The sequence below is a fragment of the Photobacterium toruni genome (assembly GCF_024529955.1).
Classification (GTDB): domain Bacteria; phylum Pseudomonadota; class Gammaproteobacteria; order Enterobacterales; family Vibrionaceae; genus Photobacterium; species Photobacterium toruni.
In genome coordinates this window covers 1,109,868-1,135,762 of record NZ_AP024855.1, presented here as the reverse complement: position 1 = coordinate 1,135,762, position 25,895 = coordinate 1,109,868, and the positions used below count along the sequence as shown (strand labels likewise).

Sequence of the window (25,895 nt, the reverse complement as noted above, 5' to 3'; positions counted from 1 at the left end):
ATTGTTATTACAAAAACATTAAAAATTTATTGACGCAAACGTTTGCTTTAATTACATTACGCGCTGTTTTTATCTTTCATCATTCAAAGGTTCTCAATGTCTTTACTTAAACGTGGTTTTATTCTTTGCTGTCTCGTTTTATCTCCAATGAGCATTGCATCTACACCAACTTCAGCACCAATATTGATTCAAGGTGCGATGGATATTGAAACCACTACCCTTGTTAATACCCTTAAAAATAAATCACAAACAACAATAGGTGCATGGTCATTTTGGCAAGGAACCATTAACGACTACCCTGTTATCATTTCAAGAACAGAAGTCGGAATTGCCAATGCTGCCGCAGCAACAACACTTGCCATTGAACGCTTTAAACCTGCTTTAATCATTAACCAAGGCACTGCGGGCGGTCATGATCCACAGTTACAACGTGGTGATATCGTAATTGGTAAAATCAGTTTTAATATGGGCGCGTATAAATCAGAATTTACCGAAAAAGGGAAAGGTATTGCGCCAACAAAATGGCAGAATTTTGACGTCACAATGCGTTTACGTGACCAAGGTAAGCTAGTTGAGCATAATAATTTTGCTGCCGACAAAGGTTTACTGCATATAGCGACCACCATGGCGAACAGTTACACGAAAGGCAAGGTTGTGACGGGTGTCATTGGTACCGCAGATGAATGGAATCGCGAAGTTGATCGTATTAACTGGCTGCATAAAACATACAAGACCTCGGTTGAAGAAATGGAAACATCATCAGCAGCATTAGTAGCTCACGCTTATAAAGTACCTTTTATAGGTATTCGTATCTTGTCTAATACTGATCTGCACAACCAAGATTTTGATCCACAAACAGCTGTTGATTGTCAGCAATTTGTGATTGATTACACTAAAAAAATTATCATGATGCGTAATTAAAAAACATAAAAAAAACTAGCAAGGGTGATATCAATACCCTTGCTAATCTATTCATCATAATAAATTAATAAACCGTAATAAAAATTAACCTAGCATCACGCCCACACTTAACAACGCCATCACCATTGCCGTTAGAAATCCTAACAATGGTCCAATAAAGCGTAGCCATGTTGAGTAACCTATACGCCCAATCGCCAAGCCCCCCATCACAACACCCGATGTCGGCGTTACTAAATTAGGCAAACCAGAAGCTGATTGAAAAGCGGTGACAACTAACTCACGACCAACCCCTGCAAAATCTGCTAATGGTGCCAAGATTGGCATTGATAATACAGCAAGCCCAGACGATGAAGGCACCACTAAACACAATACCGCTTCTATCCAATAAATAGCGTTAATAAATAAGATTTGTGGTAAGCCAACTAATAAACCTTCTGCAAAATTTAAGATAGTATGGGTGATATTACCGTCGTCCATCACCACCACTAATCCACGAGCAATGGCAATAATTAAAGCAACACCTAATAAATCTCGCGCACCATTAATAAAGCTATCGGTAATTTCAACTTCTGATAATTTACCCACTAAACCTGCAACAATACTTGAACCAATAAATAATGCAGAAAGCTCTGCCATCCACCAGCCTTCAGCTGCAACACCCCACATCATAATCGCAAAGGTTAATCCAAAAATAGCTAACACAATTTTACGGGTTAACGTCAGTTCAGGCGCACTTTCACCACTGCCATGTAAAAAATATTCTTTATTAGCTTCACCTTGCTCTGCAACTAAAGATAATGATGGATCGCGTTTTACTTTATCTGCGTAACGCATTACATAAATAACACACGCTAGCCAACCAATAATAAGAATCGCAAGGCGTAGTCCAATGCCATCAACAAAGTTAATTTCAGCAGCATTAGACGCAATAACCGTTGCAAAAGGATTAATGGTAGAACCGAGACAACCAATCCCTGCACCCACCATAATAATCGCAACTCCCACAACGGAATCATAACCAGCCGCAATCATTACGGGGATCAGTAAGGCATAAAATGGAATTGTCTCTTCAGCCATACCATACACAGTGCCACCAAGCGCAAATAAACCCATTAAAATAGGAATCATCCAACGCTCTTTGCCCCCTAAGCGCACCATTGTTTTCGCAATACCCGCATCAATTGCACCAGTACGGGTCACAACAGCAAGATAACCACCTATTACCAATACAAATAAAGCAACATCCACCGCTCGCGCCATATAATTAGCAGGATCATAAAACCCTTGAATCGGTGCCATTAATATATCAAGAAAACCTTGAGGATTCGCTTCAACTGTTTGGTAAGAACCAACTAGTGGCACCATTTTTCCCAAGGTTTCATTATTAACCATTTGATACTGACCCGCAGGGATCAACCATGTTAATGCAGCCATTAAGACAGTAAGTAGCATTAAAATCGTGTAGGCTGACGGAAATTTAAGCGTTTTCATACAGATATCCTTAAATATTGGGACACTATTCTTAGCGTCCCATTAGAGATGGTGAATCCATCTTCTTGTTATGCAACGAAAGTCATCATGTCAGTAACCAGCATTCCGTCGAGCCCCATTTGTTTTAATGTACGCCCTTCTTTAAAATAATCCGCGTTGTTATAAGCATTATCAATATGCAGACAGGCGGTAATGATCGGTGTTTGAACTCCTGTTAATTGTGCAAATTCATAGCATGGAACCAATAAATAAGCCGCGTCCTCAGTGATATAACGATTACTTGAACAATTAGGAGCACTGTTTAATTTACCGTGAGTTTCAGAAGTCCGATTAACGTCATATACCGTTTTGCACTCCATGTCATACAGCGCATTCATCGCATCCAATTCTGTCGTTAAATGCAACCCTAATGCTTGACCAATGGCTAATCGCTCTGTTTCCATTACCGCAGCAGCGCGTGCTGTTGATACCGAACAACAGTCTTTGTAATAATTAAATTGACCGTCAAAATTCTCTAATAAACCCATATTTAAGGTAGTGAGTAATGGATGACCACCAAAATTAATATTTTCTAACCCCGCCATAATTACATTATCTAAAGCAGTTAATGGCAATGGCATCAATGGTTGTAAACGAGCAATTGCGGCTAGTGTGCGAGTGCCTGGTAAAGCCGCCACTGGAAGGTGAGTTTTCATGCCTAAAATAGCTAATTCAGCAGGACCAACAATACGGGTCGCCCATGGAATAGAAATTGCGTCAACGAAGGTAATATCGATATCCTGATAGCCTTCATCACACTTGATTTTATTTAACACTAACGACCCGTAATTGCCGGGCATAAGCATAATTAGCTGTCCGCTTTTTAAATGCGGTAACATTGAACGAAACAACGGTTCTTGAGCAAAAGAAGGGACAGGCAAAATCAATATATCAGCATAATCAACCGCTTGTTTTAAATCACGCGTGATAGTATCAATAGCTTGAAAACCTGCAAAAGATAATTCAACGTCATTACAAGAGGCTAATGCTGTGATTCCACCTTGCGCTTCTATGTCTGTTAATGGCTGATCAAATCCTGTTGCTCCATACAAGCATACTTCAGCCCCTTGCCGTGTCAGATGGTATGCAGCTGTTAGCCCTGCGTTACCTGATCCAATAATAGAAACACGCGTTGTCATGGTTATTCCTTAAGATGATGTTATAAGACAAAATCACATTAAGAAAAATAACGCCTAAAAAATAATACTATAATCAAAATAGGCTATGTCTTTAGGTTATAGACCAATCAAAAAAATAAATTTAAATATATTAAATACAAACAGTTAAAACAATAAAGAGAGTAACCATAATCAACAATACAATGTGATCTACTCCTCGATCGCTTTATGCCAAGCTATGCATAGGACCTATTTTTAGATAAATATCCATACTATCGGCCGTTAGCATAAACTGTTCAATAAACCGTTCAGCATGACGGTGAATTGGTCTTAACCCTGGATACAAGATAGTAAATTCAAACGCTAAATTAAAGGCTAACGGTCGCATCACCACATCACGAGTTTCATTAGCTAAATACGCGGTAAACGGATCAGTAATAGCGATCCCAACCCCTTCTGCGACTAAAGCGGCAGCAGTACTAGCCAATGAAACTTCAATTTGCTTATTAATTTTAATATCGTGACGGCGTAATAAATTATCAATACAACGCTGAATCATGTCTTTTTCATGCCTGATAACACATTCATTACCAAGATCGGTCACAGATATTGTTGCTTTTTGTGCTAATGGTGATGCCGCAGGAATTAATGCAACACACTCACATGTCACCGTTTGGCTATTAACCCCAGCAACATCTTCAGTCGTAAACGCAAAGCCAATATCCGTTGTTTGTGCTTGAATTTGACGCACTACATCTTCAGAACGAAAGGTCTTTAAACCAATTTTAGTTTGGCAATTATGTTGTAAAAAATTGGCTAATATCCGCGGTAAAAAAGCATGAGATAGCACAGGCATAGCCGCAATGGTTAATGAGCCTAAATGATGGGTTCGAATCGCTTCAGCGGCACTGTCTAACCCATTAACAGCATCAAAAACTTTGGCAACCTCTAAATAAAAGGCTTGGCCTTCATCACTTAATATCAACCGACTACGCTGACGAATAAATAACTTAAATTTTAATTGTTCTTCCAAACTGGATAATAAGCGGCTTACCGCAGGTTGACTAAGATTCAATAATTCTGCCGCAGCAGTAACCGTTTGACATTCAACCACAGCACGAAAAGCGTGCAAATAAGATAACTTCATAAGCATTAACACACATATTAATAACGGTGCGTCATAATAAACATTGTTATTAATAAAAACCTTGATGTGTAATGCAAACTGGAAGTTCAAATCGTTGCTAGTATAAAAAACACAATTCGATTACACTCTAATGACTTACATTAGTGCTTATTTTGTTTTTTAAAAGGAATCATTCATGGGATTTTTTAATGCTATCTTAGGTAATGCTGGCGAGATGGATCTTGCTGATGCAACTGAAGAATTATCAACGATTCTTGGTCAAGATGAGCGCATCGAATTAGCGTATAAACTTATTCGCGATATGATTGTTTTAACAGATCGTCGTCTAATTTTGATTGATAAACAAGGCATGACGGGAAGAAAAGTGGAATACCGCTCAATACCTTATAAATCTATTACCATGTATACCGTTGAGACAACCGGTCACTTTGATCTCGACGCTGAGTTAAAACTATGGATTTCAGGTCAACATGATCCAATGACTCTTGAGTTTAACGGTTCAACCAATGTTTATACCTTACAAGGTCTCTTAGCCGCTAAAATAGCAGGAAAATAGCCGTTATTGGTAATAAAAACTAAGGGCGCTTGTTGATACAAACATAAGTTATATCTATCAACAGCAATATTATGCGCCCTTCTATTATGACTTATATATTTGCTCTCTTATATATTCACGCTAGCATTATTAAGCAACTGTGATTAACGCGGTCGCTAGAGCATCTATCTGTTGTTCTTGTAGCCCTGCTACATTAATACGGCCATCACCCACCGCATAAATAGCAAATTCATCACGTAATCGCATAATTTTCTCAGGCGATAAACCTGTCATTGAAAACATACCTTTATGATCAGCAATAAAGTTAAACTGATCACAACCTTTAGCGATTAATGTTTGAACTAGATTTTGGCGTAAACCAATAATGCGTTGTTGCATCATGATCAGTTCTTGTTTCCACACCGCAGTTAACATACTTGATGTTAATATATCTGCCACTAACGCTGCACCGTGATCTGGTGGCATGGTATAGCTGGCTCGTGCTAACGTCAAAATTCGACCTTTAGCTTTTTGCGCATTTGGCAATGTATCACCCACCAATAAGGCAGCGCCGGTACGCTCGCGATATAATCCAAAGTTTTTAGAACATGAAGTGGCGATCATCATTTCTTCAATGTTATCAGCCATGAATTTCAAACCAGCACTGTCTTTCTCAAGACCATCACCAAACCCAAGATACGCCATATCAACAAACGGCAGAAAACCATTCTTATTTGCTAATGCGGTGATCGCTTGCCAAGCTTCAAAACTGATGTCAGCTCCGGTGGGGTTATGACAACACCCATGCAGTAATACCACATCATTGGCTCCTGCTTGCGCTAACGCTGATAACATCGCATCAGTATTTACTTGTTTAGTATCACGATCAAAGTAAGGATAATATTTAACTTTTAATCCAGCGGCTTCCATCACAGGTCGATGGTTAACGTAACTTAAATCAGTTAACCATACAGTTGTATTGGCATTTGCAACATGCATTAGATCAGCCAGCATGCGTAATGCACCACTACCACCAGGAGTTTGAACCCCCGCAGTGCGGCTATGCGCGGAAGTATCGGCTAATAGCAGATCAATCATGCATTGATTAAAAACTTCACTCCCCGCAAGACCCACATAAGATTTTGTGGTTTGGGTTTGAAGTAAACGTTGTTCAGCTTGAGAAATAGCGGCCATAATGGGAGTCTGGCCGTGATTATTACGATAAACACCAATACCTAGATCCATTTTATGATCGCGCTGATCAGCATTATAAATTAACGATAATGACAATATGGGATCAGGTTGTGCAGGAGAAAGTTGTGAAAACATTAAGCAAATTCCGTTTATAGAGGCATGAATTTAAATTAGCATTTCAACTTCATGGCGTCATTAGAAAAATGCCATCACACACTTTAATTATTGCGAGTAGATAAAAATTGATTAAGCTAATCCCTATAACTTAATCAATGAACAATCAATAGCAGCTATGATTACCAAATGGTCTTATTATTGGGTAAATGTAGCAATGCTTGTAATGATGGTGCTGCTTCAAGTAGACGATATAAACGTTCACTGTGTTCTTCTAATAACTGACATGATAATTCAGTATCACGTGCTAATACTGCTTTCATCAGAGCTTCATGTTCTCCATTATCATGGTACTGTTTCTCAGGCGACAAACGAGCATTTAATAAAAAATGACGATAACGTTCTTGTTGATCGTAAATATGTGAAATCATATTCCTAATAAATTCAGAACCTTCACACGAAATTAAAGATAAATGAAACTCTTTATGGCGTAATTCCCATTCATCATAATCAAATAATGCTGATTCTGGATCTAAGCGATTTAGTTTATGAAAAGCAGTTAGAATCTGTAATTCCCAAGCCTCATCCCCTTTTTTAATAGCATCTTGCAAAGCCACATGACCTAATGCTAATCGAGTTTTTAAAATTCCTCGTAATTCATCAAGCGATACTTTCGCAACCCAAAAACCTTTTTGTGGCTTCATTGTTACGTATTTTTGCCACGATAGTTGCACCATCGCTTCTCGCAAAGGTGTACCACCTACTTGGTAGCGTTCTTTTAATTCACTCAGAATAAGTTTCTGTCCAGCTTCAAATTCACCACATAAAATGTCATGCCGAATTTGATACATTACTCGATCACTTATGGTTGCAAAGTTATCTTTATCAATATCAATCACTTAATCTTTACCCCATAACGAAAACACAAGTTAATACTATAAAAGTATATTAATATACCTCACATAGATATAAACACTCTTAATCTTATACTTATGACCACAATCTTTAGAAATTGTTACTTTTATGCTTTTTTATGAGTGATATAGCGTTATTTCTACCACATAAAAAATATAATACTCGACATTGATGTCTAACTTATCATTTATTTATGACTTATCGTGTTTATTCTATTGTTAGTATATTTATTATTAATCTCATCCTATTTAATTGGCATAGCCAGCAAGGTATATTTAGTTTAGCTATCATCTTATGGGCATTAGTCCCTCTGTTTGGACTGCATTATATAATTAAACAATATGAATGTTGTCATAATAAGCCACTGACTATGATTAAGTCATATTCCGCATGGATATTATTTTTTGCGTGGGTAACCTGTCTATGTTTTTCTACAATATATCCTTATTTTCTAAATATTATTAGTGATACTAATAGTCATTATATTTCCCTCTACATTTTTTTCCCTGCTGTTACACTATTTATCACCGCGATTGCTGCGTTCATCGCAAGTATGATGATGATTATTATCACCCACTTAATACGTTAATATTGACACTTTCTATATGACAAACAAGATACTGAACGAATATTATCATGACGACAACGTTACAATTATTGATAATAGATGATTAACGAGCCATTTTTTTAAGCTTTGATTAGCATATGTTACTATTATATTAACCCATCAAAGATAATACATTTAGATGCATTAAGACAAACTAACATGACTATGTAATAGCATTGTTATTCGCAATTTAATCGCTCACATTGATTTTTCCTTATATTATTAACTGGTGATTTTTACAACGACTCCGTTACAACAATTATTTTTAATATGTTGCATCACACTGTAAAAGTGTTGACATTATGAGTCAAAAAAATGACTAGCCCCTCAAAAAAAATAACATTAATTATCTAATTGATGGTTTCTTATCCACATCACGATCCCTTGCCTATCTATACGTTTAATTAGGATTATTTGATTCATTGGCAAGCCCCTTTAAACATGGTAAAAATACCGCAGCAATTTTCTTAACAATCCTAGCCATTAATTTCTTGTCGTTACCCTTAGAAAACTTCCGTGGTAAACAACATTAAATTGAATATAATATGGCAACAAATAATATGGCATTATTTGTGGTAGAATTTATTAGTCTACAAATTATTAATAAACCAGATACTGACATTGAATAATGCCGTACCTATAAATTAAACGTAAATAAAATGATTATTGGAGAATACATGAATCATTTGAATTTAATTCAAGAGCTTAAAGATCGCGGTCTGATCGCTCAAATTACGGATGAAGAAGCTTTAAGCGAGCGTTTAGCAAAAGGTCCGATTACATTATATTGCGGCTTTGATCCAACGGCAGATAGTTTACACCTAGGTCATCTGGTACCTCTACTTTGCCTTAAGCGCTTTCAAGAAGCGGGCCATAATCCAGTAGCTTTGGTTGGCGGTGCTACCGGTATGATTGGTGATCCAAGCTTTAAAGCGACTGAGCGTTCACTTAACACTTTAGATATTGTTGCTGATTGGGTTACGAAAATCCAACGTCAAGTTTCGCCTTTCTTAGATTTTGACAACGCAACTAACCCTGCTCGCATGGTAAACAACCATGACTGGTTTGGTAATATGGATGTATTAACATTCTTACGTGACATTGGTAAGCACTTCTCTGTAAACCAAATGATCAGCAAAGAATCTGTTAAGCAACGTATTAACCGTGACGAAGTAGGTATCTCTTTTACTGAGTTCGCTTACAGCCTGTTACAGTCTTACGACTTTGCAAGCATGAATAAAGACATGGGTATGGAACTTCAAATTGGTGGTTCTGACCAATGGGGTAACATCACAGCAGGTATCGACCTAACTCGTCGTATGAACCAACAGCAAGTATTCGGTATGACTGTACCGCTAATCACGAAGTCTGATGGTACTAAGTTTGGTAAAACTGAAGGCGGCGCTGTTTGGTTAGACCCAAGCAAAACTAGCCCATACAAGTTCTACCAATTCTGGATGAATACAGCAGATGCTGACGTATACCGTTTCTTACGTTTCTTTACTTTCCTTTCTGAAGAAGAAATTCAACAGATCGAAGAAGATGATCGTAACAGCGGTAAAGCACCTCAAGCACAACGTATTCTTGCAGAAAAAGCAACAGCACTAGTACACGGTCAAGCACAATTAGAAGCAGCACAAAACATTACACGCTGTTTATTTGAAAATGACCTTGAGCACCTATCTGAATCTGATTTTGCTCAACTAGCGCAAGATGGAATGCCAACAGCACAAGCATCTGGTGAAGACGATCTTCAGCAAGTACTTGTTAACGCTGAACTTGCAACATCTCGTAGCCAAGCTAAAACACACATTACATCAAACGCTATTATGGTTAATGGCGAGAAAGTAAGTGATGCTTACTACGCATTCCAAGATGCTGACAAACTGTTTGGTCGTTACACACTTATCCGTCGTGGTAAGAAAAACTACAGCCTTATCGTTTGGGGTTAATCCTTAACGCATAATCGCTGGCTATTTATATAGGTAACCACTTATATAGCTAGAAATAAAACCATCGCTACTAATAACAGCGGTGGTTTTTTATTATCAATGGCAATCTAATTTTATCATTCCGCATCCACTCACCTCTTTTACGCTCTCCATCGCACCTAAATCCTTTCCCATAAACACGATACCGCTAACACAATTTGATATTTTTATTAATAAATCCCCATTTAATTTGATTTAGCCCCAAGTCTTAGTCAACTGTTTACGTTTACAGTCATGGTATCCAATGACAACTTAAAGCTAAAATTATGTCTACAATTAATCAGCAACGCCTTATTAACCACTTTATTGAACTGATAAAAATCAACAGCGAATCACGCAATGAGAAAGCCATTGCTGAAACGCTTGTTGAACAATTAGGCGAGTTAGGTTTTAGTGTTCATCGCCTTCCCGTACCAGAAGCTATCTCTAATGGCTTTAATATCTATGCGCGTTTAGACGGCAACATCAATGATACTATTGCACTTAGTTGCCATATGGACACCGTTAACCCAGGTAATGATATTGAACCTATTATTGAAAATGGTGTGATTCGCTCTAAAGGTGATACTATTTTAGGTGGTGATGATAAATCAGGTATTGCAGCAATAATGGAAGCAGTACGTTGTATTCAAGCTGACAACCGTGATCATAAAACAATTGAATTGGCTTTCACGGTTCATGAAGAAGGTGGCTTACAAGGCTCTAAACTGTTTGATATGAGCTACATTACAGCAAACAAGGCGATTGTATTAGATTCAGGCGGTGCAATTGGGGCAATTGTAACAACAGCACCTGGTCAGCAAAGCTTAAAAATCACTATTACAGGTAAACCTGCCCATGCGGGTTTAGCACCAGAAGAAGGCATTAATGCGTTAACTGTTGCTGCTGACGCTATTACTTCGATGCGTTTATCACGTATTGACGAAGAAACTACGGCTAACATTGGCGTTGTTCAAGGTGGACAAGTTACTAATATTGTAATGCCTTCACTATATCTTGCTGCAGAAGCGCGCTCTTTAAATGATACTAAGCTTGAACGTCAAACTGCACATATGATTGAAACCTTTGAGCAAGCAGCAACGAAACACGGTGCTCAGATCAATATCGAATCTCATCGTGCTTATAATGCTTATCATATTGAAGATACTGATCCACACGTACAAAGTATTATGGCGGCATTTAAATCTAACGGTTTAACGCCATTCACCAAATCAACGGGTGGTGGCAGTGATGCCAATGTATTTAATGGTAAAGGTTTAAAAACAGTCAATGTATCAACGGGAATGAGTAAAGTTCATACGACGGAAGAATTTATTACTGTTGATGATATGACAAAAATAACTGAATTTATGTACACTTATTTATGCAGCAATAACTAATACTTATACAAAAAAACAATAACAAACAAAATAACAACAATGTCTTACTTGTTTTTATCAATTATAATAACAGGTGAGGCATTGTATTTTAAATTATACTTATTAAGCTAAATAATAACGTTATGTACTTAACAATTAATACTATCGTGCTGCAAAAATAAGTCTCTATCAGAATAGATTTAAATAGCATATACTTCTAAAGCCAGTTTGTTATTATACTTGTTGAATAGTAAATACTATAGATAAACTCTATATTTACTATAAGAATTACTTTAGATATAGATTGCAATACTCTAAATAGAAGATTTAACGATGGATATTCAAAAGCTTACACCTACAGAAAAAGATCTATTTATTCAAATATTATCTGAGTGTTATCAGCGATTAACAGCCGCTAAAATAGAAGCAAATGAACTCACAAAAGAAGGGTTTCAATTACTCTTTCAATCTGTTTATAAAAATATTAATAGGAATTATAACTATGAGTAAGATTATTATAAACTGCTGGTTCGATATTGAGGCGTAACTACTTCTCTTGCTTGTTAAAAGTATATACGCCTTAATAAAAATTGATTATTTACCGCGATAATAATGTTGAGCAATAAAAGGCATTTGTGTCACTATCATCGGTAATCGTTTACCCCGTACCTCTGCAAATAAAACCGTATTAAGCTCACTATGCATTAGTGCAACATAGCCCATCGCTACAGGCATTGCTATTGATGGTCCAAATGTTCCACTCGTTACAACCCCCACTTGGTTATTATTACCATCAAATAATAAACTCCCTTCTCGCACTGGCGCTTTAGTTTGCCCAACTAACCCCACCCGCTTACGACTTATTTCTTTAGTTTCTATCTGAGCTAAAATAATATCGGCACCAATAAACCCCCCCGCACGATCACCATCGGTTCGACGATTTTTACTTACTCCCCATAATAAACTCGCCTCAACAGGTGTAGTGGTCTTATCAAGATCATGGCCATATAAACACAAGCCACACTCTAAACGCAGTGAGTCACGAGCGCCAAGTCCAATCCATTCAACATCGTGATCGTCAAGTAATATGGTGGCTAACGTAACAGCATGTGAATTCGGTACTGAAATTTCAAAACCATCTTCACCAGTATACCCAGAGCGGCTAACATAACACTCTTGTCCTAATAGCTCGAGACGAACAGCGTCCATAAATACCATATCACGTACATGAGGATTTATTTGAGCCAGTACATCAACCGCTTTAGGTCCTTGCAATGCTAACAACGCTCGATCATGTATCACTTCAAGTTCCACATCTGCTAATAAATGAGCCTGTAAGTGAGCAATATCTTTCGTTTTACACGCGGCATTAACCACCACAAATAGATGATCCCCGAAATTTGTCACCATTAGATCATCTTCAATACCACCACTATCATTGGTAAAAAAAGCATAACGCTGTTTTCCTTCAGGCAAATCAACAATATCAACAGGTACTAATGTTTCTAGCATTTTAGCTGCATTTTTACCACGTAACCGTAATTGTCCCATATGAGAAACATCAAATAATCCCACTGCATTGCGACAATGAAGATGCTCTTTTTTAACGCCTAATGTGTACTGTACTGGCATTTCATAACCAGCAAATGGCACCATTTTAGCGCCCATATTGACATGCATAGAATACAACGGAGTTTGTAATAAATGTTGAGACATGATGATCTACTCCCAGTAGCAACAAAGGTTATCCAATGATTGTTTTACCCTACCAAAAGCACTATAGGAACGGAAAAGCCAAAGACTTATATCTTGATCAGATCCGCAATATTGTTAAATAGCCATGACAACAAGCAAACGCTTACGTAGAATTTAAATCAATGAAATAACATTTACCCTTTAAAAATAAATAATAACAATATTAATTAACATAATGTCTCAACAATCTGCAACTAAGGAGTATAGATATGGAAATGACACTAAAATTTACAGCCAGCCATGAGTGGATTCGTGATAACGGTGACGGCACGATTACAATGGGCATTTCAGATCATGCGCAGAAATTATTAGGTGATGTCGTTTTTGTTGATCTTCCTGATATTGGTGATGTCACTGATGCAGGAAAGACCTTTTCATTGGTAGAATCGGTTAAAGCCGCCTCTGATATTTATGCTCCCGTTACTGGACAAATTCTAGAAACCAATAGCTCATTAGATGATAACCCTGAGCTAATTAATGAAGATCCTTACAATAGCGGTTGGATTGCAACCATTAAATTAGATGATCTATCGCAGCTCAACGAGTTAATCGACAGTGATACTTACCTTGCTTCCATCGTTGAAGAATAATGCCACCGCCAAGGAAAGAAAGATGACTTCGACCACACTGCTCAATACTCTCAGTGATGATACTCGTTTTGCTCAGCGCCATAATGGTCCTAGCGTATCGCAACAACAAAATATGCTAGCAAAAATTGGCGCATTGAGTATTGAACAGCTCATCCAACAAACAATTCCGGCTTCTATTGCATTACCGCAACCCATGTCGTTACCACCAGCACAAAGTGAAGCGAATATGCTCGCCTCACTCAAAAAAATAGCAGCAAAAAATATCATCAATAAAAGTTATATTGGGCAAGGATATTATAATACTCATACTCCAAATGTTATTTTACGTAATATCTTGGAAAATCCGGGGTGGTATACCGCCTACACTCCTTATCAACCTGAAATATCACAAGGTCGTTTAGAATCATTGCTTAATTTTCAGCAAGTGATTATCGATATGACAGGTATGGATCTGGCTAATGCGTCATTACTTGATGAAGCAACTGCAGCCGCAGAAGCGATGACGCTATGTCTACGTGCAGGTAAAAACAAAAGTTCACAGTTCTTTATCGCAGCCAATGTTCACCCACAAACCATTGATGTCGTTAAAACTCGTGCTCACTTTATTGATGTCGAGGTTATTGTTGGTGAACCTCAACAACTCAACGATCACCACGTCTTTGGTGCATTATTACAATACCCAGCAACTAACGGTCAGATTGATGATTTAACGGATATTATTACCAGTGCACACAATAACAAAGCCTTAGTCATCGTTGCCAGTGACCTATTAGCCCTCACTTTACTAACACCACCAAGTGAAATGGGGGCAGATGTAGTGATTGGTAGCGCACAACGGTTTGGTGTTCCAATGGGGTTTGGTGGACCACATGCTGGTTTTATGGCAACTAAAGATCAATACAAGCGCACTATGCCAGGGCGAGTCATTGGCGTATCAAAAGATACCAAAGGTAACCGCGCTCTACGCATGGCAATGCAAACTCGTGAACAACATATTCGTCGAGAAAAAGCGACCTCTAATATTTGTACAGCTCAAGCATTACTGGCTAATATGGCGGCTTTTTATGCGTTATATCATGGTGCTGAAGGCCTTAAAAAAATTGCTCGTCGAGTGCATCACCTCACGGCAATATTAGCCGCAGGTTTACGTGATAATGGCTTCATTATTGAAAATAACACCTTCTTTGATACCCTCACATTACTGACAGCTGAGCATACTGATAGCCTCTATCAACAAGCATTAGATGCAGGCATTAACCTTCGTAAATATAATCATAAACTTGGCATTAGTATTGATGAAACCACATCAACCGATGACATTGAAGTGTTATTGACCTTATTAACTGGCAAGGTTTTATCAATTGATCATTACAGCACGCTAATTGCGACAGCTGAATTTGCCGCAATTCCTCTCCGTTGCCAACGTCAAAGTGATTACCTAACGCACCCTGTTTTTCATCGCTACCATAGCGAAACCAACATGATGCGTTATATGAAACAACTTGAAAATAAAGATTATTCACTGACTCATGGCATGATCCCTCTTGGTAGTTGCACCATGAAACTCAATGCAGCTACTGAAATGATCCCTGTGACATGGCCTGAATTTGGTCAATTACACCCTTTTGCACCTGATTGTCAAACGTTGGGTTATCAAGAGTTAGCTCAAAAGCTCTCAGCGATGTTATGCACTATTACAGGTTACGATGCCATCTCACTGCAACCTAACTCAGGCGCACAAGGTGAATACGCGGGTCTAATTGCCATTCAACGTTACCACCAAGCAAATGGTGATAATCACCGTAATGTATGCTTAATTCCAAGCTCAGCACATGGCACCAACCCAGCCTCTGCAGCGATGGTGTCAATGCAAGTGGTGGTGGTAGGCTGTGATGAGAAAGGCAATATTGATCTCAATGATTTGCAAGAAAAAATAGATCAACACCGTGATAATTTATCCTGCATTATGATCACTTACCCTTCAACCCATGGTGTCTATGAAGAAGGTGTTCAACAAGTTTGTGAACGTGTCCATGCAGCGGGCGGTCAAGTCTATCTTGATGGGGCTAACATGAATGCACAAGTGGGATTAACAAGCCCGGGGTTTATCGGTTCAGATGTCTCCCATCTCAATCTTCATAAAACCTTCTGTATTCCTCATGGTGGTGGTGGCCCAGGAGTTGGTCCTATCGGAGTTAAATCACATCTAAGTCCATTTTTACCCGGACATATTGATAATCAACAATCACAGAATAATCAATATGCGGTATCAGCAGCAGCATTGGGTTCTGCCTCAATTTTACCGATTTCATACGCTTATATTTCGATGATGGGTGAAGCTGGACTAAAACAAGCTACTGAGCTAGCAATTTTAAATGCTAACTATGTCATGGAACGTTTACGACCACATTACCCTATTTTATATCGAGGAACACAAGGTCGCGTCGCCCACGAATGCATTATTGATATTCGTTCAATTAAAGCTGCCTCTGGTATTTCAGAAGAAGACATCGCTAAACGATTAATGGACTATGGCTTCCATGCACCAACAATGTCATTCCCTGTAGCTGGCACATTAATGATTGAGCCTACAGAGTCTGAAGACATTACTGAATTAGATCGTTTCTGTGAGGCGATGATCGCTATTCGCAAAGAGATTCATCAAGTACAGACAGGTGAATGGCCTTTAGATGATAATCCATTAGTGAATGCTCCCCATACTCAAGCAGATCTTCGAGTTAGTGAATGGGGACATTGTTATAGCCGTGATATTGCTTGTTTCCCATCAATACATACTCAAAATACCAAGTATTGGCCAAGTGTTAATCGAGTTGATAATGTTTTTGGGGACCGTAATTTAATTTGCTCATGTGTAAGTATTGATGCATATATGAATAAGTAATGCAACGACTCAATACCGTCATCACATTATAATAATAAAGGCGAATCTATCTTTTGATTCGCTTTGGTTATATTTAAACTGATATTTTGATAAAAACATCAAAAACCCCCCTGACAACACATATCAAACAACGTAAATATTACTCATAAATATTAATGCCAAAAGCAAACAAATCACTATACAAGTCATTCTCTTTGATCAAATATAAAGCAATATGCATATGATCATAAAAGGACTTATTGATGTATTCATTTTTAAACTCCACACATTCACTAAATGAACGATTAAATCTGTTTGTTGCTTCTACTCAAAAGCTCTATCCAGAAATTATTGGGATTGCAGTTACACGAATAGATGACTACGATAATTTATATTCTGTTTATCGCAGTCCTGATTATGGCAATAATTTTCCGACCTTTATTTCATCAATTAGCCTATCACCGCGATTAAATAATATACGTTTATCATTAGAGCCAAGTATTATTGATAACATGCTGTCTCATCAATCATCGGTGAAAGAGATCCATTTGCGATTATTACAAAGCAATTGTATTTCAAGTATGGCATGTCCAATTTATACTAATGATACTTTTATTGGGGTCTTATTCATCAATGCTAAAGTGAAGGATTTCTTTAGTGAAAAAATGGATTATTTCACTACCTTTTCAATTCTACTCACGTTACTTATCACTGATAATTTTAACAATAAAAAAGCATTCCACTCTATTGTTAAAACTGTTTTATTATTAAGTCACCATAAAGATCCAGAAACTCAAAATCATTTAAAAAGAGTGGCTGAATATAGTCGCTTAATCGGCCTTTTTTTAGCCAAAAAAGGTCAATGTCGCGGTGATTTTGTTGAGTCTGTTTATCACTTTTCAGACATGCATGATATTGGAAAATCTTTAATTCCAGAAGAGATCTTATATTCAACTGAAATATATACAGATAAAGAAAGAGCAATAATGAATCAACACACAGATTTAGGTTGCCAATTATTATCTAATATATTAACCACATTTAAATATGAAAATAATCAAGAACTTAATATTATTCTTAATATTATTCGTCATCACCATGAGCGTTATGATGGTAAAGGTTACCCTGACAAGTTGAAAGGATCAGATATTCCACTAGAAGCACGTATTGTAACCGTTGCCGATGTTATTGATGCATTATTAAGTCATCGACCATATAAAAAACCATGGTCAATTGAAGATGTCGAATTGTATTTGATTAATGGCTCAGGAACGCTATTTGATCCCCTTTGTATTGATGCAATTTTACATTCACTTGATAAAATCACACAGATCCAAAAACGCTACCCTGACATTATTAAAGAAACCCCCTCCATCTAATATTTTTTAAAAATGCTATTTACCTTACCTCAAGCTGATGATTAACAAATAGTCGAACTAAACATAGGGTTCACTATCAATCACAGCTTGAGCTGTAATTTTATCCCTGCAGCTATCACAAAACTCAATGATTATTTCCAATCTCTTTTGCCCCCTCCTACAGACTGTTACTGCTCTCACATTTTTAACTTACCAAAGACCATCAATACGTTGAATATCATTGCGACAGATAACATTTATCTATGTGATATGCATTTCATCTATGGCTACCTAAGATAAATAGTATTTCACCATATACAACCAAAGACCTATGATTATCTCAATAACATTCGCCTTATAAATGGGCAAATCTGTATCGCAGGAAACACTCGAGAGAGACTGCTTAATAACAAACATAAGCTATTGATACTAATAAGATTATATAACAACATAATTTTATTAGTTTAAACCTCTCCCCCTATTTAGGAGCAATAAAATGATTAAGAAATTATCACTTGCCGTTTCAGCAGCCCTATTACTTAGTAACACAGCAATAGCTGCAGAAAACATCGTTATTGGCGTTGAAAAAAGCTATGTTCCTTACTTCACCGAACTTGCAAAGCAGTTCAATAAAGGCAAAGACTTTAAGGTTGAAGTAGCAGCAACAAGCATGTTTGATTTACTGGCAGCGCTACCAACTCAAAAAGGCAACATTGCTGATATTTTCATGATCCCAAATGACCGTATTGGTGAACTAGCGGATCAACATTTAATTGCTCCAACCAACTTTACCGTTAATGGTTATACAGATGCTGCAACCAACGCATCAACCTATAACGGTCAAACCTACATGCTTCCAATGTCTACAGATACAACTTTGTTTCTGTATAACAAAGACATGATAAAAGAGGCACCCAAAACACTGAAAGAAATTCCACCGTCAGAATGGGCTGCAAAATTTACTGATTTCTACTTCACTGGCGGTCTATTTATGTCTAATGGCGGCTATATTTTCAAAGACAATAATCCACAAGACATTGGTTTAAATACACCAGATTCAATCAAAGCAGGTTTAGCGGCTCAAAGTTTATATAACAGCGGCGTAAGTCACTGGACACTCATGCAAGATGATACCGTTGCTTATGACATCATGATGAAATACTTCATGGAAGGAAAAGTAAAAGCCATTATCAACGGCCCATGGGCAATTGCTGATATCGAAAAAGCCGGTATTAATGTTGGTGCAGCACCGATTCCAAGTTGGGATGGCAGCCATCCATATAAAGCCTTAACCGGTACAAAAGGAATGACCGTTAACGGTTACAGTGATAACAAAGAAGGTGCTCGTGCTTTCATCAAGTTCTTAGCAACACCTGAGAATGCAAACAAATGGTACACCGACACTCGCGAAGTATCACCTAACCTATCTGTTAATTACAAAGAAGGCTCTCTACACAAAGCTATCTTTGATGCGACAAATATCGGCCAGCCTATGCCAAGTATTCCTGAGTTCATGAAGGTATGGGGACCAATGAAAACAGGTCTTGCTCAAATCGCACAAGGTCAAAATGTAAAAGCAGTACTCAATGCAACCGTTGATACTATCGAAATTGATATCGAAGACATGTAATTCACGCCACTTTAATTCTTGATCTATTTGCACGATGCGGAACCACTCAGCATCGTGCAATACAAAGACATGGCATATCTACACAACATTAATAAATAAGTAGGTTATTTACATGAGTCAACCGTTTATATTCTGGCTCTCTATGCTGATTCCAGGTAGTGGCCATTTTGCACTACATCGAACACGAGAAGCACTATTTGGATTCTCTATATTGGCTTTAGAGATATTGGTTTTTATTCAATTTACCCTGCCTAATTTCCGTCTATTGGCTGTCAAACAACCTAATGGGAAAATCACCATCGGTGCAGAGCGCTTTGTCGATGATTCTTTCCTTATTATGGTAGGTTCAACCGTTGGCGCAATGATGATCTTGGTCTTTTTCGCATTACATTACGCTTTTGCTCGTGATGCAAAAGATGTAAAAAGACAGATAGATGAATCTGGTTTTGCGATTACCTTTACTGAAAAAGTACGTGGGTTATCACACGAAATCGTACCTAATCTCATTACTGCACCTAAGTTTATCTTACTGTTTGTTTTTGCTTTATTACCTGCAATTGTTTCTATTGTCGTTGCTTTTACTAACTTTAAACGCCCTGTTTTACCACCAGCATTTCTTATTGAATGGAAAGGCTTTACCAACTTTGAACGTCTGTTCACTAATGAGCGAACAGCGGCAGCATTTCAAGAAACGTTATCTTGGACTCTTACATGGACTTTCTGTGCTTCAGCACTCACCATCGTTCTCGGTACTGTTCTTGCAGTTGTTGCAAACAATAAGCACATCAGAGGAAAGAAGTTCTTTCGCACTGTGTACATTTTACCTTGGGCGGTTCCTGCTTTTTTAACCATTCTTGTTTTCCAACTTTTCTTCTCAAAGATTGGTGGCATGAACACCATGGTTATTCCATTTTTCACAGGTAATGAATACGATGTAAGCACTGCTATTGGCTTTTTCCTAAACGCTGATTACGCCAAAATTACCATTATCTTAATCCAAGCGTGGTTAGGCTTCCCTTATGTATTTATTCTAGTAACGGGCGTATTACAAACCATTCCTGATGATTTATATGAAGCGAGTGCAATCGATGGCGGTAACGCATGGACCAATTTCTTCGATATCACTCTCCCCTTGATATTAATAAGTGTTGCTCCGGTATTTATTACCCAATTTACCTTCAACTTTAATAACGTCACCATTGTATACATGTTGGGTGAAGCGACAGTTCAAACCGTTGGGTCAATCTACAAACCGCTCGATACCATTTCATCTTTAGGTTTCCGTTTAATGATGGATGCGAAATACAACGAAGCGGCGGTATACACCTTAATCACCAGTACTGTTGTCGGTGCCGTAGTCTTGTATTCATGGCTAAAAGCAGGTGCCTTTAAAAATGAGGAGGTTATGTAATGGACAGTGCAATCCCTTTAGCGCGCCAAATCAAAGTGAAACGTTTAAACCGCCACGTTATTACTAAAAATATGGGTGTTATCTTTAGTTATGCGTTTCTAATTTCTATGGCAGTGATCATTCTGTACCCGATTTTAGTGACATTAATGAGTGCGTTTAACGTCAGTAACTCGCTCTACTCTACCTCGTTCTTTCCTGAGAATTTCAGTTTAACTGAGAATTTTATCCATCTTTTCAATAATACGCCTTATTTAAGTTGGTATCGCAATACCTTCTTAGTATCGATAATTACCATGATCCTCTCTACGTTTATCGTGACCATTTCGGGGTTTGTTTACTCTCGTTATCGTTACCAATCACGTAAGAGTGCATTAATGTCATTGCTGATCATTCAAATCATTCCATCAGGCAGTGGCTTAATTGCTCTGTATGCAATTGCGAATTCTATCGGTATTTACAGCTCAGCCAACGCCACACTATATACGTATATCTTTATGATCCTCATCTACACCACAGGTGGCATCACAATGAATACGATTTTAATGAAAGGTTATTACGATTCGATTCCTCGTGCGTTAGATGAATCCGCAAAAATTGATGGTGCAACTCAACTGCAGATCTTCAAAGAGATCCTATTACCATTAGTTAAACCAATGATCATGGTTATCGCCATCTTCTGCTTCTTAGGTCCAATTGGCGACATCATCATGCCTAAGTTCCTGATTGCAAGTATGGATTCAGAAGCGAAAACACTGGCAGTTGGTCTTATGGGTCTTATCAATAACATCAAAGAATCTAGCTACAACGTATTCGCAGCAGGCGCGGTCTTAGCAGCAATTCCGCCTGTTCTCGTTTTCTATAAATTTCAAGATTATATCGTGGGCGGCTTAACGTCTGGTGGAGTAAAAGGCTAATGAGCAAAATTTCATTAAGAAACATCAATAAAAAATACCCAAATTCTGATACCTGCTCGGTACGGGATTTCAATCTCGATATTGAAGAAGGGGAATTCATTGTTCTTGTCGGGCCATCAGGCTGTGGTAAATCCACCACCCTACGTATGATTGCTGGCTTAGAAGACATTACCGATGGCGAATTCATTATCGATGGCAAAGTAGTCAATGATGTCAGCTCAAAAGATCGTGATATTGCGATGGTATTCCAAAGCTACGCGCTGTACCCACACATGTCGGTACGAGACAACATTGGTTACGGCTTAAAATTACGTAATTACCCAAGTGATGAGATTAAAAACTCGGTTGATAATATTTCTGACGATTTATTTTTAAAAGAGTACCTAGAGCGTAAACCAAAAGAGTTGTCAGGCGGACAGCGTCAACGTGTGGCTTTAGGCCGTGCCATGGTTCGTACCCCTAAACTGTACCTAATGGATGAACCGTTAAGTAACTTGGATGCGAAGTTACGTACTACAACCCGTACTGAAATTTCTCGTATGCACAGAGCTAAGGGCGCAATCACCATTTACGTAACTCATGATCAAGTTGAAGCAATGACCATGGCGGATCGCATCGTATTAATGTCGATGGGTGAAGTTCAGCAAATTGGTTCTCCAAAAGAGCTATTTACTAACCCTAAAAACTGTTTTGTTGCGACTTTCATGGGTATGCCATCAATGAACCTTATTGAAGGAATGTACGAAGGTGGCCAGTTCATGTGTCCTTCTTTCACGATTACCTTAAATGAAAGTGACCAACAGATCTTAAACGACACAGGCTACAACGGAAAATCAGTGACGTTAGGCGCACGCTCTAGTGCCATTCGTTCTGGCAAGAAATACCGCGATGCGTTCCCTGATTGTTGTTTTGAAGTCACCGCACTTAACAGCGAATACTTAGGCGATGCGATCAACGTGTTCTTTAATGCCGCACCAATGAACATGTTTGTAGGCACACTGGGCACCGGTGAACCAGATGTAGAGATCGATGAAAAAATCACCTTAGTTATCGATAACACCAAGCTGCATTTCTTTGATACTGAGACGGAAGAGTCCATCAAGTACTCAATCAAATCTGCTGAATTTAAGAAATAGAACATAACCACTTTTATTGCCCTCTCTCCATTGAGGGCAATAAACCGTACTTGATAGCACATATTTACACCGTAAAGAAAGGAATCACATTTTGAATTTTCGCGGCCAACTTCAACGCATTCACGACTATATGCTTCATATTGCTGTCGCTGTCGTTATTTTCATTACCGGCTTTATCATTGCTTACAGCAGCCTTCCTAAGCCATCTTTTGACTACTCAACCTTTACTGAGCAGCAGCAAAATTTTAAACAATGCGTAAATAATGATGAGTTATTTGCCTCAGCACAACGGTTTGAAAATAACTATTTAAGCCTGCCGCTAGAAACCATTAATACCCAATACAAAGCCCTGCGTGATCAAATCCCAAGTGATTGCGGTTCGTTTCATGTAGAAAGCAGTTATGAACAATTGCAAGAAATGGCATTACCTGTATTAGCCGAAGCCCAGCGCTTTTATGGCACTCAAAACGTCAAAGCCGTGAATGCCGTATATACCACGCCTTCTCAATACAATGCACTGCTTACCCAGCCTCAACCTTATCTGTTTTTCATTTCTGATAGTAAGCAAGAACGCATTGCGGCATTCAAAGTAACACCAACCAAAAATGACGTCCAAATTACCTCGCTGTGGGGATATGAACAGAGCCAAGATCTCGCGTATACCCAAGGTGAAGTGCAAAAACTGTTACTCGTTTATAACGAAATTAAAAGCTAACTATAAACTCCCTCGTTAATTTAACACCTAGAGCGTGAATAAAATAAACACGGGATAACATTTGATATTTAATTGTAAGGTTCACATGAAAATCTCTCTTTCTAAAGCAAATTTTCGCGACATGGATCGCCTTGAAGAATCGAACTACCTGCTAACAAATGGACTAGGTGGTTATTCTTCTCTTACTCTTGCAGGCTCTTGCAGTCGAAGTGATCATGCGTTGTTTATGGCAAGCCTTGTTGCACCAAACAATCGCTTTAATTTTATACGTCATTTAGATGATCGCATTACATTAGCGAGTGGCGAAGCTCACCCACTGTCTTCACAAGCCAATGTCAACCCGTATGACACTGTCGATTCAACGCTATTATTTGATAATTTCAGTCAAACTTATCTTCCTGAATTTACTTATGGTATTCGCGGTATTGAAATCACCAAAACCATTGTGATGGCTCAAGGGGTAAACCGTCTTGCAGTTAAATATCAAATATTCAATCCATTGAAACAAGCATTTACGTTGAATGTAACACCAAAATACCACTTCTGTGCAAAAGGGCAGAACCTATCAAGACAGCAAGAATTTACCCATCAAGAAGGTAAAATCAGCAGTAATGGTCAGACATTAGCGTATCGTCACAACGGTGCTGATTCAGCATTAGAGAATCCTCGTTATGAAGCGGGTCTTTACTTCTCTTATGATGCTCGAGATGGTCGTCCTGCAACAGATGCTCAAATAGCGCTTCATACCATTGCCTTTGTAGGCACTGAAACGCACGAACAATTCTCGATTGTGTTTGAAGCACAAGAAGATCGCGCCGTTTCTCTAGAAGCGCAGACTGCCGATGAAATGATTAACGCAGAAATTAAGCGTCAACAAACCTACATTGAACACTCAAAACTACACAGTATTTTTGGCAAGCAATTAGTTCGTGCCAGTGAGCAATTTGTGGTAGATCGTGACTCGACTGAATCAAAATCAATCATTGCAGGCTACCCATTCTTTGCCGATTGGGGTCGTGACACCATGATTGCATTATGGGGCTGTAATTTATCGACCAATCAATTTGAAGACGCAAGACAGATCTTCCGTACCTTTATCCGTTACGAACGCCGTGGCGTTTTACCAAATCTTTTCCCTGAAGCTGGGGTTGAGCCAATGTATAACACCATTGATGCCTCGCTACTCTTCATTGTTAGCTTATATGAATATTACCAAGCGAGCGGCGATCTGGAGTTTATCCGTGATGAAGCATACGAGTGCATGACTAACATTTATCAGCATTATCGTAACGGTACTGACTTTGAGATTAAGATGCTTGATAACGGCTTGATCAGCGGCGGCAGCGGTTTTGATCAGCTTACTTGGATGGACATTCGTTACGGCGATATCGTACCAACCCCAAGACACGGATGTGCAGTAGAAATTAACGCGCTTTGGTTTAATGCGCTCTCTATTTTGAATTTCTTTAATCAAAAGCTGAATAAGCCGATGCCAGAATTACCTGCACTGGTAGAGCAAGTAAAAACCACCTTTAACGATGAGTTTTACAATGATGCAGGATACTTAAATGATTGGATTAAAGAGGGCGAAGTTAATCAACAAATCCGCCCAAATCAAGCCTATGCCGTTGGTTTACCTTTCCCTATTTTAAGCCAAGAAAGAGCACGTTCAGTCATTCTTACCATTTATAAAGAGTTGTATTCACCGTTAGGTTTACGCTCGCTTGCAATGAGTGATCCTGAATTTAAAGCAGTATGTACAGGCTCGCATTTTGACCGAGACATGGCCTACCACCAAGGCACAGTTTGGGGCTTTATGATTGGTCAATTCTTAATGGGGATCTTACGTCAATTCCCACAAGATAAAGACTTAGTTCGTATTGTGGAGCAGTTTATTGCACATAACCAAGATGGCCTATATGAAGGGTGTATTGGTCAATTGGCTGAAATCTATGATGGTTACGCACCAAGTCAATCTCGTGGTTGTTTTGCTCAAGCGTGGAGCGTCAGTGAAGTATTACGCGTTGTGAAATATTACGAACAAACGATTCAAAAGTAACATTGATTATCCATCA

20 protein-coding genes are annotated in these 25,895 nt (G+C 38.4%); 14 read left to right on the top strand and 6 right to left on the bottom strand.

Features of this window, described 5'->3' with window-relative positions; genetic code table 11:
- The first annotated feature begins 96 nt into the window (after positions 1-96).
- Positions 97-921 carry a 5'-methylthioadenosine/S-adenosylhomocysteine nucleosidase gene (locus tag OC457_RS19165; RefSeq protein ID WP_080173784.1) on the top strand — a complete coding sequence of 275 codons (825 nt, stop codon included), beginning with the start codon at positions 97-99 and terminating at the stop codon, positions 919-921.
- 84 nt (positions 922-1,005) lie between these two features.
- Here OC457_RS19165 and OC457_RS19160 read toward each other — a convergent pair whose 3' ends face one another.
- The 3 genes from OC457_RS19160 to OC457_RS19150 form a co-directional block, all read right to left on the bottom strand.
- Complete coding sequence (locus tag OC457_RS19160; protein ID WP_080173786.1) at positions 1,006-2,412, bottom strand: YfcC family protein; 1,407 nt, start codon at positions 2,410-2,412, stop codon at positions 1,006-1,008.
- Between the two features lie 68 nt (positions 2,413-2,480).
- A complete protein-coding gene (locus tag OC457_RS19155) occupies positions 2,481-3,590 on the bottom strand; it encodes an NAD/NADP octopine/nopaline dehydrogenase family protein (protein WP_080173788.1) in 1,110 nt (369 codons plus the stop codon).
- 205 nt (positions 3,591-3,795) lie between these two features.
- The gene (locus tag OC457_RS19150; protein WP_080174001.1) at positions 3,796-4,716 is read right to left on the bottom strand and encodes a LysR family transcriptional regulator; all 921 of its coding nucleotides are present in this window, start codon (positions 4,714-4,716) and stop codon (positions 3,796-3,798) included.
- A gap of 175 nt (positions 4,717-4,891) precedes the next feature.
- Between OC457_RS19150 and OC457_RS19145 the strand changes: the two genes are divergently transcribed.
- Complete coding sequence (locus OC457_RS19145; protein ID WP_080173790.1) at positions 4,892-5,272, top strand: PH domain-containing protein; 381 nt, start codon at positions 4,892-4,894, stop codon at positions 5,270-5,272.
- Between the two features lie 129 nt (positions 5,273-5,401).
- On the opposite strand, the gene OC457_RS19140 is transcribed toward OC457_RS19145, so the two are convergent.
- Positions 5,402-6,580, bottom strand: coding sequence for an amino acid aminotransferase (locus OC457_RS19140; protein WP_080173792.1), 1,179 nt, complete (start codon positions 6,578-6,580; stop codon positions 5,402-5,404).
- A 161-nt stretch (positions 6,581-6,741) separates the two neighbouring features.
- Positions 6,742-7,458 carry a GntR family transcriptional regulator gene (locus OC457_RS19135; RefSeq protein ID WP_080173794.1) on the bottom strand — a complete coding sequence of 239 codons (717 nt, stop codon included), beginning with the start codon at positions 7,456-7,458 and terminating at the stop codon, positions 6,742-6,744.
- 1,300 nt (positions 7,459-8,758) lie between these two features.
- Here OC457_RS19135 and tyrS point away from each other — a divergent pair.
- The 3 genes from tyrS (at position 8,759) to OC457_RS19120 (ending at position 11,940) form a co-directional block, all read left to right on the top strand.
- Entirely contained in the window at positions 8,759-10,033 is a 1,275-nt protein-coding gene (gene tyrS, locus OC457_RS19130; RefSeq protein ID WP_080173796.1) for a tyrosine--tRNA ligase, read from the top strand.
- Between the two features lie 305 nt (positions 10,034-10,338).
- The gene (locus OC457_RS19125; RefSeq protein WP_080173798.1) at positions 10,339-11,451 is read left to right on the top strand and encodes a M20/M25/M40 family metallo-hydrolase; all 1,113 of its coding nucleotides are present in this window, start codon (positions 10,339-10,341) and stop codon (positions 11,449-11,451) included.
- A gap of 312 nt (positions 11,452-11,763) precedes the next feature.
- Positions 11,764-11,940 (top strand): hypothetical protein, encoded by a 177-nt coding sequence (locus tag OC457_RS19120; protein WP_162841680.1) that lies wholly within the window; start codon positions 11,764-11,766, stop codon positions 11,938-11,940.
- An 84-nt stretch (positions 11,941-12,024) separates the two neighbouring features.
- Here OC457_RS19120 and gcvT read toward each other — a convergent pair whose 3' ends face one another.
- Complete coding sequence (gcvT, locus tag OC457_RS19115) at positions 12,025-13,146, bottom strand: glycine cleavage system aminomethyltransferase GcvT (RefSeq protein ID WP_080173799.1); 1,122 nt, start codon at positions 13,144-13,146, stop codon at positions 12,025-12,027.
- A gap of 248 nt (positions 13,147-13,394) precedes the next feature.
- Between gcvT and gcvH the strand changes: the two genes are divergently transcribed.
- From gcvH to OC457_RS19070, 9 genes are all read left to right on the top strand, one after another.
- A complete protein-coding gene (gene gcvH, locus OC457_RS19110; protein WP_080173801.1) occupies positions 13,395-13,775 on the top strand; it encodes a glycine cleavage system protein GcvH in 381 nt (126 codons plus the stop codon).
- Between the two features lie 22 nt (positions 13,776-13,797).
- Positions 13,798-16,677, top strand: coding sequence for an aminomethyl-transferring glycine dehydrogenase (gene gcvP, locus OC457_RS19105; protein WP_080173803.1), 2,880 nt, complete (start codon positions 13,798-13,800; stop codon positions 16,675-16,677).
- Positions 16,678-16,919: 242 nt separating this feature from the next.
- Positions 16,920-18,035 (top strand): HD-GYP domain-containing protein, encoded by a 1,116-nt coding sequence (locus OC457_RS19100; protein ID WP_080173805.1) that lies wholly within the window; start codon positions 16,920-16,922, stop codon positions 18,033-18,035.
- Positions 18,036-18,510: 475 nt separating this feature from the next.
- Positions 18,511-19,644 (top strand): sugar ABC transporter substrate-binding protein, encoded by a 1,134-nt coding sequence (locus OC457_RS19095; RefSeq protein ID WP_080173806.1) that lies wholly within the window; start codon positions 18,511-18,513, stop codon positions 19,642-19,644.
- A 112-nt stretch (positions 19,645-19,756) separates the two neighbouring features.
- The gene (locus tag OC457_RS19090; protein WP_080173808.1) at positions 19,757-21,055 is read left to right on the top strand and encodes an ABC transporter permease subunit; all 1,299 of its coding nucleotides are present in this window, start codon (positions 19,757-19,759) and stop codon (positions 21,053-21,055) included.
- A complete protein-coding gene (locus tag OC457_RS19085) occupies positions 21,055-21,969 on the top strand; it encodes a sugar ABC transporter permease (protein WP_080173809.1) in 915 nt (304 codons plus the stop codon). The genes OC457_RS19090 and OC457_RS19085 overlap by 1 nt, the downstream gene beginning before the upstream one ends.
- Positions 21,969-23,105, top strand: a complete 1,137-nt coding sequence (locus OC457_RS19080) for an ABC transporter ATP-binding protein (RefSeq protein ID WP_080173811.1) — start codon at positions 21,969-21,971, stop codon at positions 23,103-23,105. Before OC457_RS19085 ends, OC457_RS19080 begins: the two co-directional genes overlap by 1 nt.
- Before the next feature lie 91 nt (positions 23,106-23,196).
- On the top strand, positions 23,197-23,820 hold the full coding sequence (locus tag OC457_RS19075; protein WP_080173813.1) for a hypothetical protein: 624 nt from the start codon (positions 23,197-23,199) through the stop codon (positions 23,818-23,820).
- A gap of 85 nt (positions 23,821-23,905) precedes the next feature.
- Complete coding sequence (locus tag OC457_RS19070; protein ID WP_080173815.1) at positions 23,906-25,879, top strand: amylo-alpha-1,6-glucosidase; 1,974 nt, start codon at positions 23,906-23,908, stop codon at positions 25,877-25,879.
- Positions 25,880-25,895: the final 16 nt, after the last annotated feature.

Coding starts and splice junctions, on each gene's coding strand:
- OC457_RS19165 (WP_080173784.1), top strand. CDS start 97: ATGTCTTTACTTAAACGTGGTTTTATTCTTTGCTGTCTCGTTTTATCT.
- OC457_RS19160 (WP_080173786.1), bottom strand. CDS start 2,412: ATGAAAACGCTTAAATTTCCGTCAGCCTACACGATTTTAATGCTACTT.
- OC457_RS19155 (WP_080173788.1), bottom strand. CDS start 3,590: ATGACAACGCGTGTTTCTATTATTGGATCAGGTAACGCAGGGCTAACA.
- OC457_RS19150 (WP_080174001.1), bottom strand. CDS start 4,716: ATGAAGTTATCTTATTTGCACGCTTTTCGTGCTGTGGTTGAATGTCAA.
- OC457_RS19145 (WP_080173790.1), top strand. CDS start 4,892: ATGGGATTTTTTAATGCTATCTTAGGTAATGCTGGCGAGATGGATCTT.
- OC457_RS19140 (WP_080173792.1), bottom strand. CDS start 6,580: ATGTTTTCACAACTTTCTCCTGCACAACCTGATCCCATATTGTCATTA.
- tyrS (WP_080173796.1), top strand. CDS start 8,759: ATGAATCATTTGAATTTAATTCAAGAGCTTAAAGATCGCGGTCTGATC.
- OC457_RS19125 (WP_080173798.1), top strand. CDS start 10,339: ATGTCTACAATTAATCAGCAACGCCTTATTAACCACTTTATTGAACTG.
- OC457_RS19120 (WP_162841680.1), top strand. CDS start 11,764: ATGGATATTCAAAAGCTTACACCTACAGAAAAAGATCTATTTATTCAA.
- gcvT (WP_080173799.1), bottom strand. CDS start 13,146: ATGTCTCAACATTTATTACAAACTCCGTTGTATTCTATGCATGTCAAT.
- gcvH (WP_080173801.1), top strand. CDS start 13,395: ATGGAAATGACACTAAAATTTACAGCCAGCCATGAGTGGATTCGTGAT.
- gcvP (WP_080173803.1), top strand. CDS start 13,798: ATGACTTCGACCACACTGCTCAATACTCTCAGTGATGATACTCGTTTT.
- OC457_RS19100 (WP_080173805.1), top strand. CDS start 16,920: ATGTATTCATTTTTAAACTCCACACATTCACTAAATGAACGATTAAAT.
- OC457_RS19095 (WP_080173806.1), top strand. CDS start 18,511: ATGATTAAGAAATTATCACTTGCCGTTTCAGCAGCCCTATTACTTAGT.
- OC457_RS19090 (WP_080173808.1), top strand. CDS start 19,757: ATGAGTCAACCGTTTATATTCTGGCTCTCTATGCTGATTCCAGGTAGT.
- OC457_RS19085 (WP_080173809.1), top strand. CDS start 21,055: ATGGACAGTGCAATCCCTTTAGCGCGCCAAATCAAAGTGAAACGTTTA.
- OC457_RS19080 (WP_080173811.1), top strand. CDS start 21,969: ATGAGCAAAATTTCATTAAGAAACATCAATAAAAAATACCCAAATTCT.
- OC457_RS19070 (WP_080173815.1), top strand. CDS start 23,906: ATGAAAATCTCTCTTTCTAAAGCAAATTTTCGCGACATGGATCGCCTT.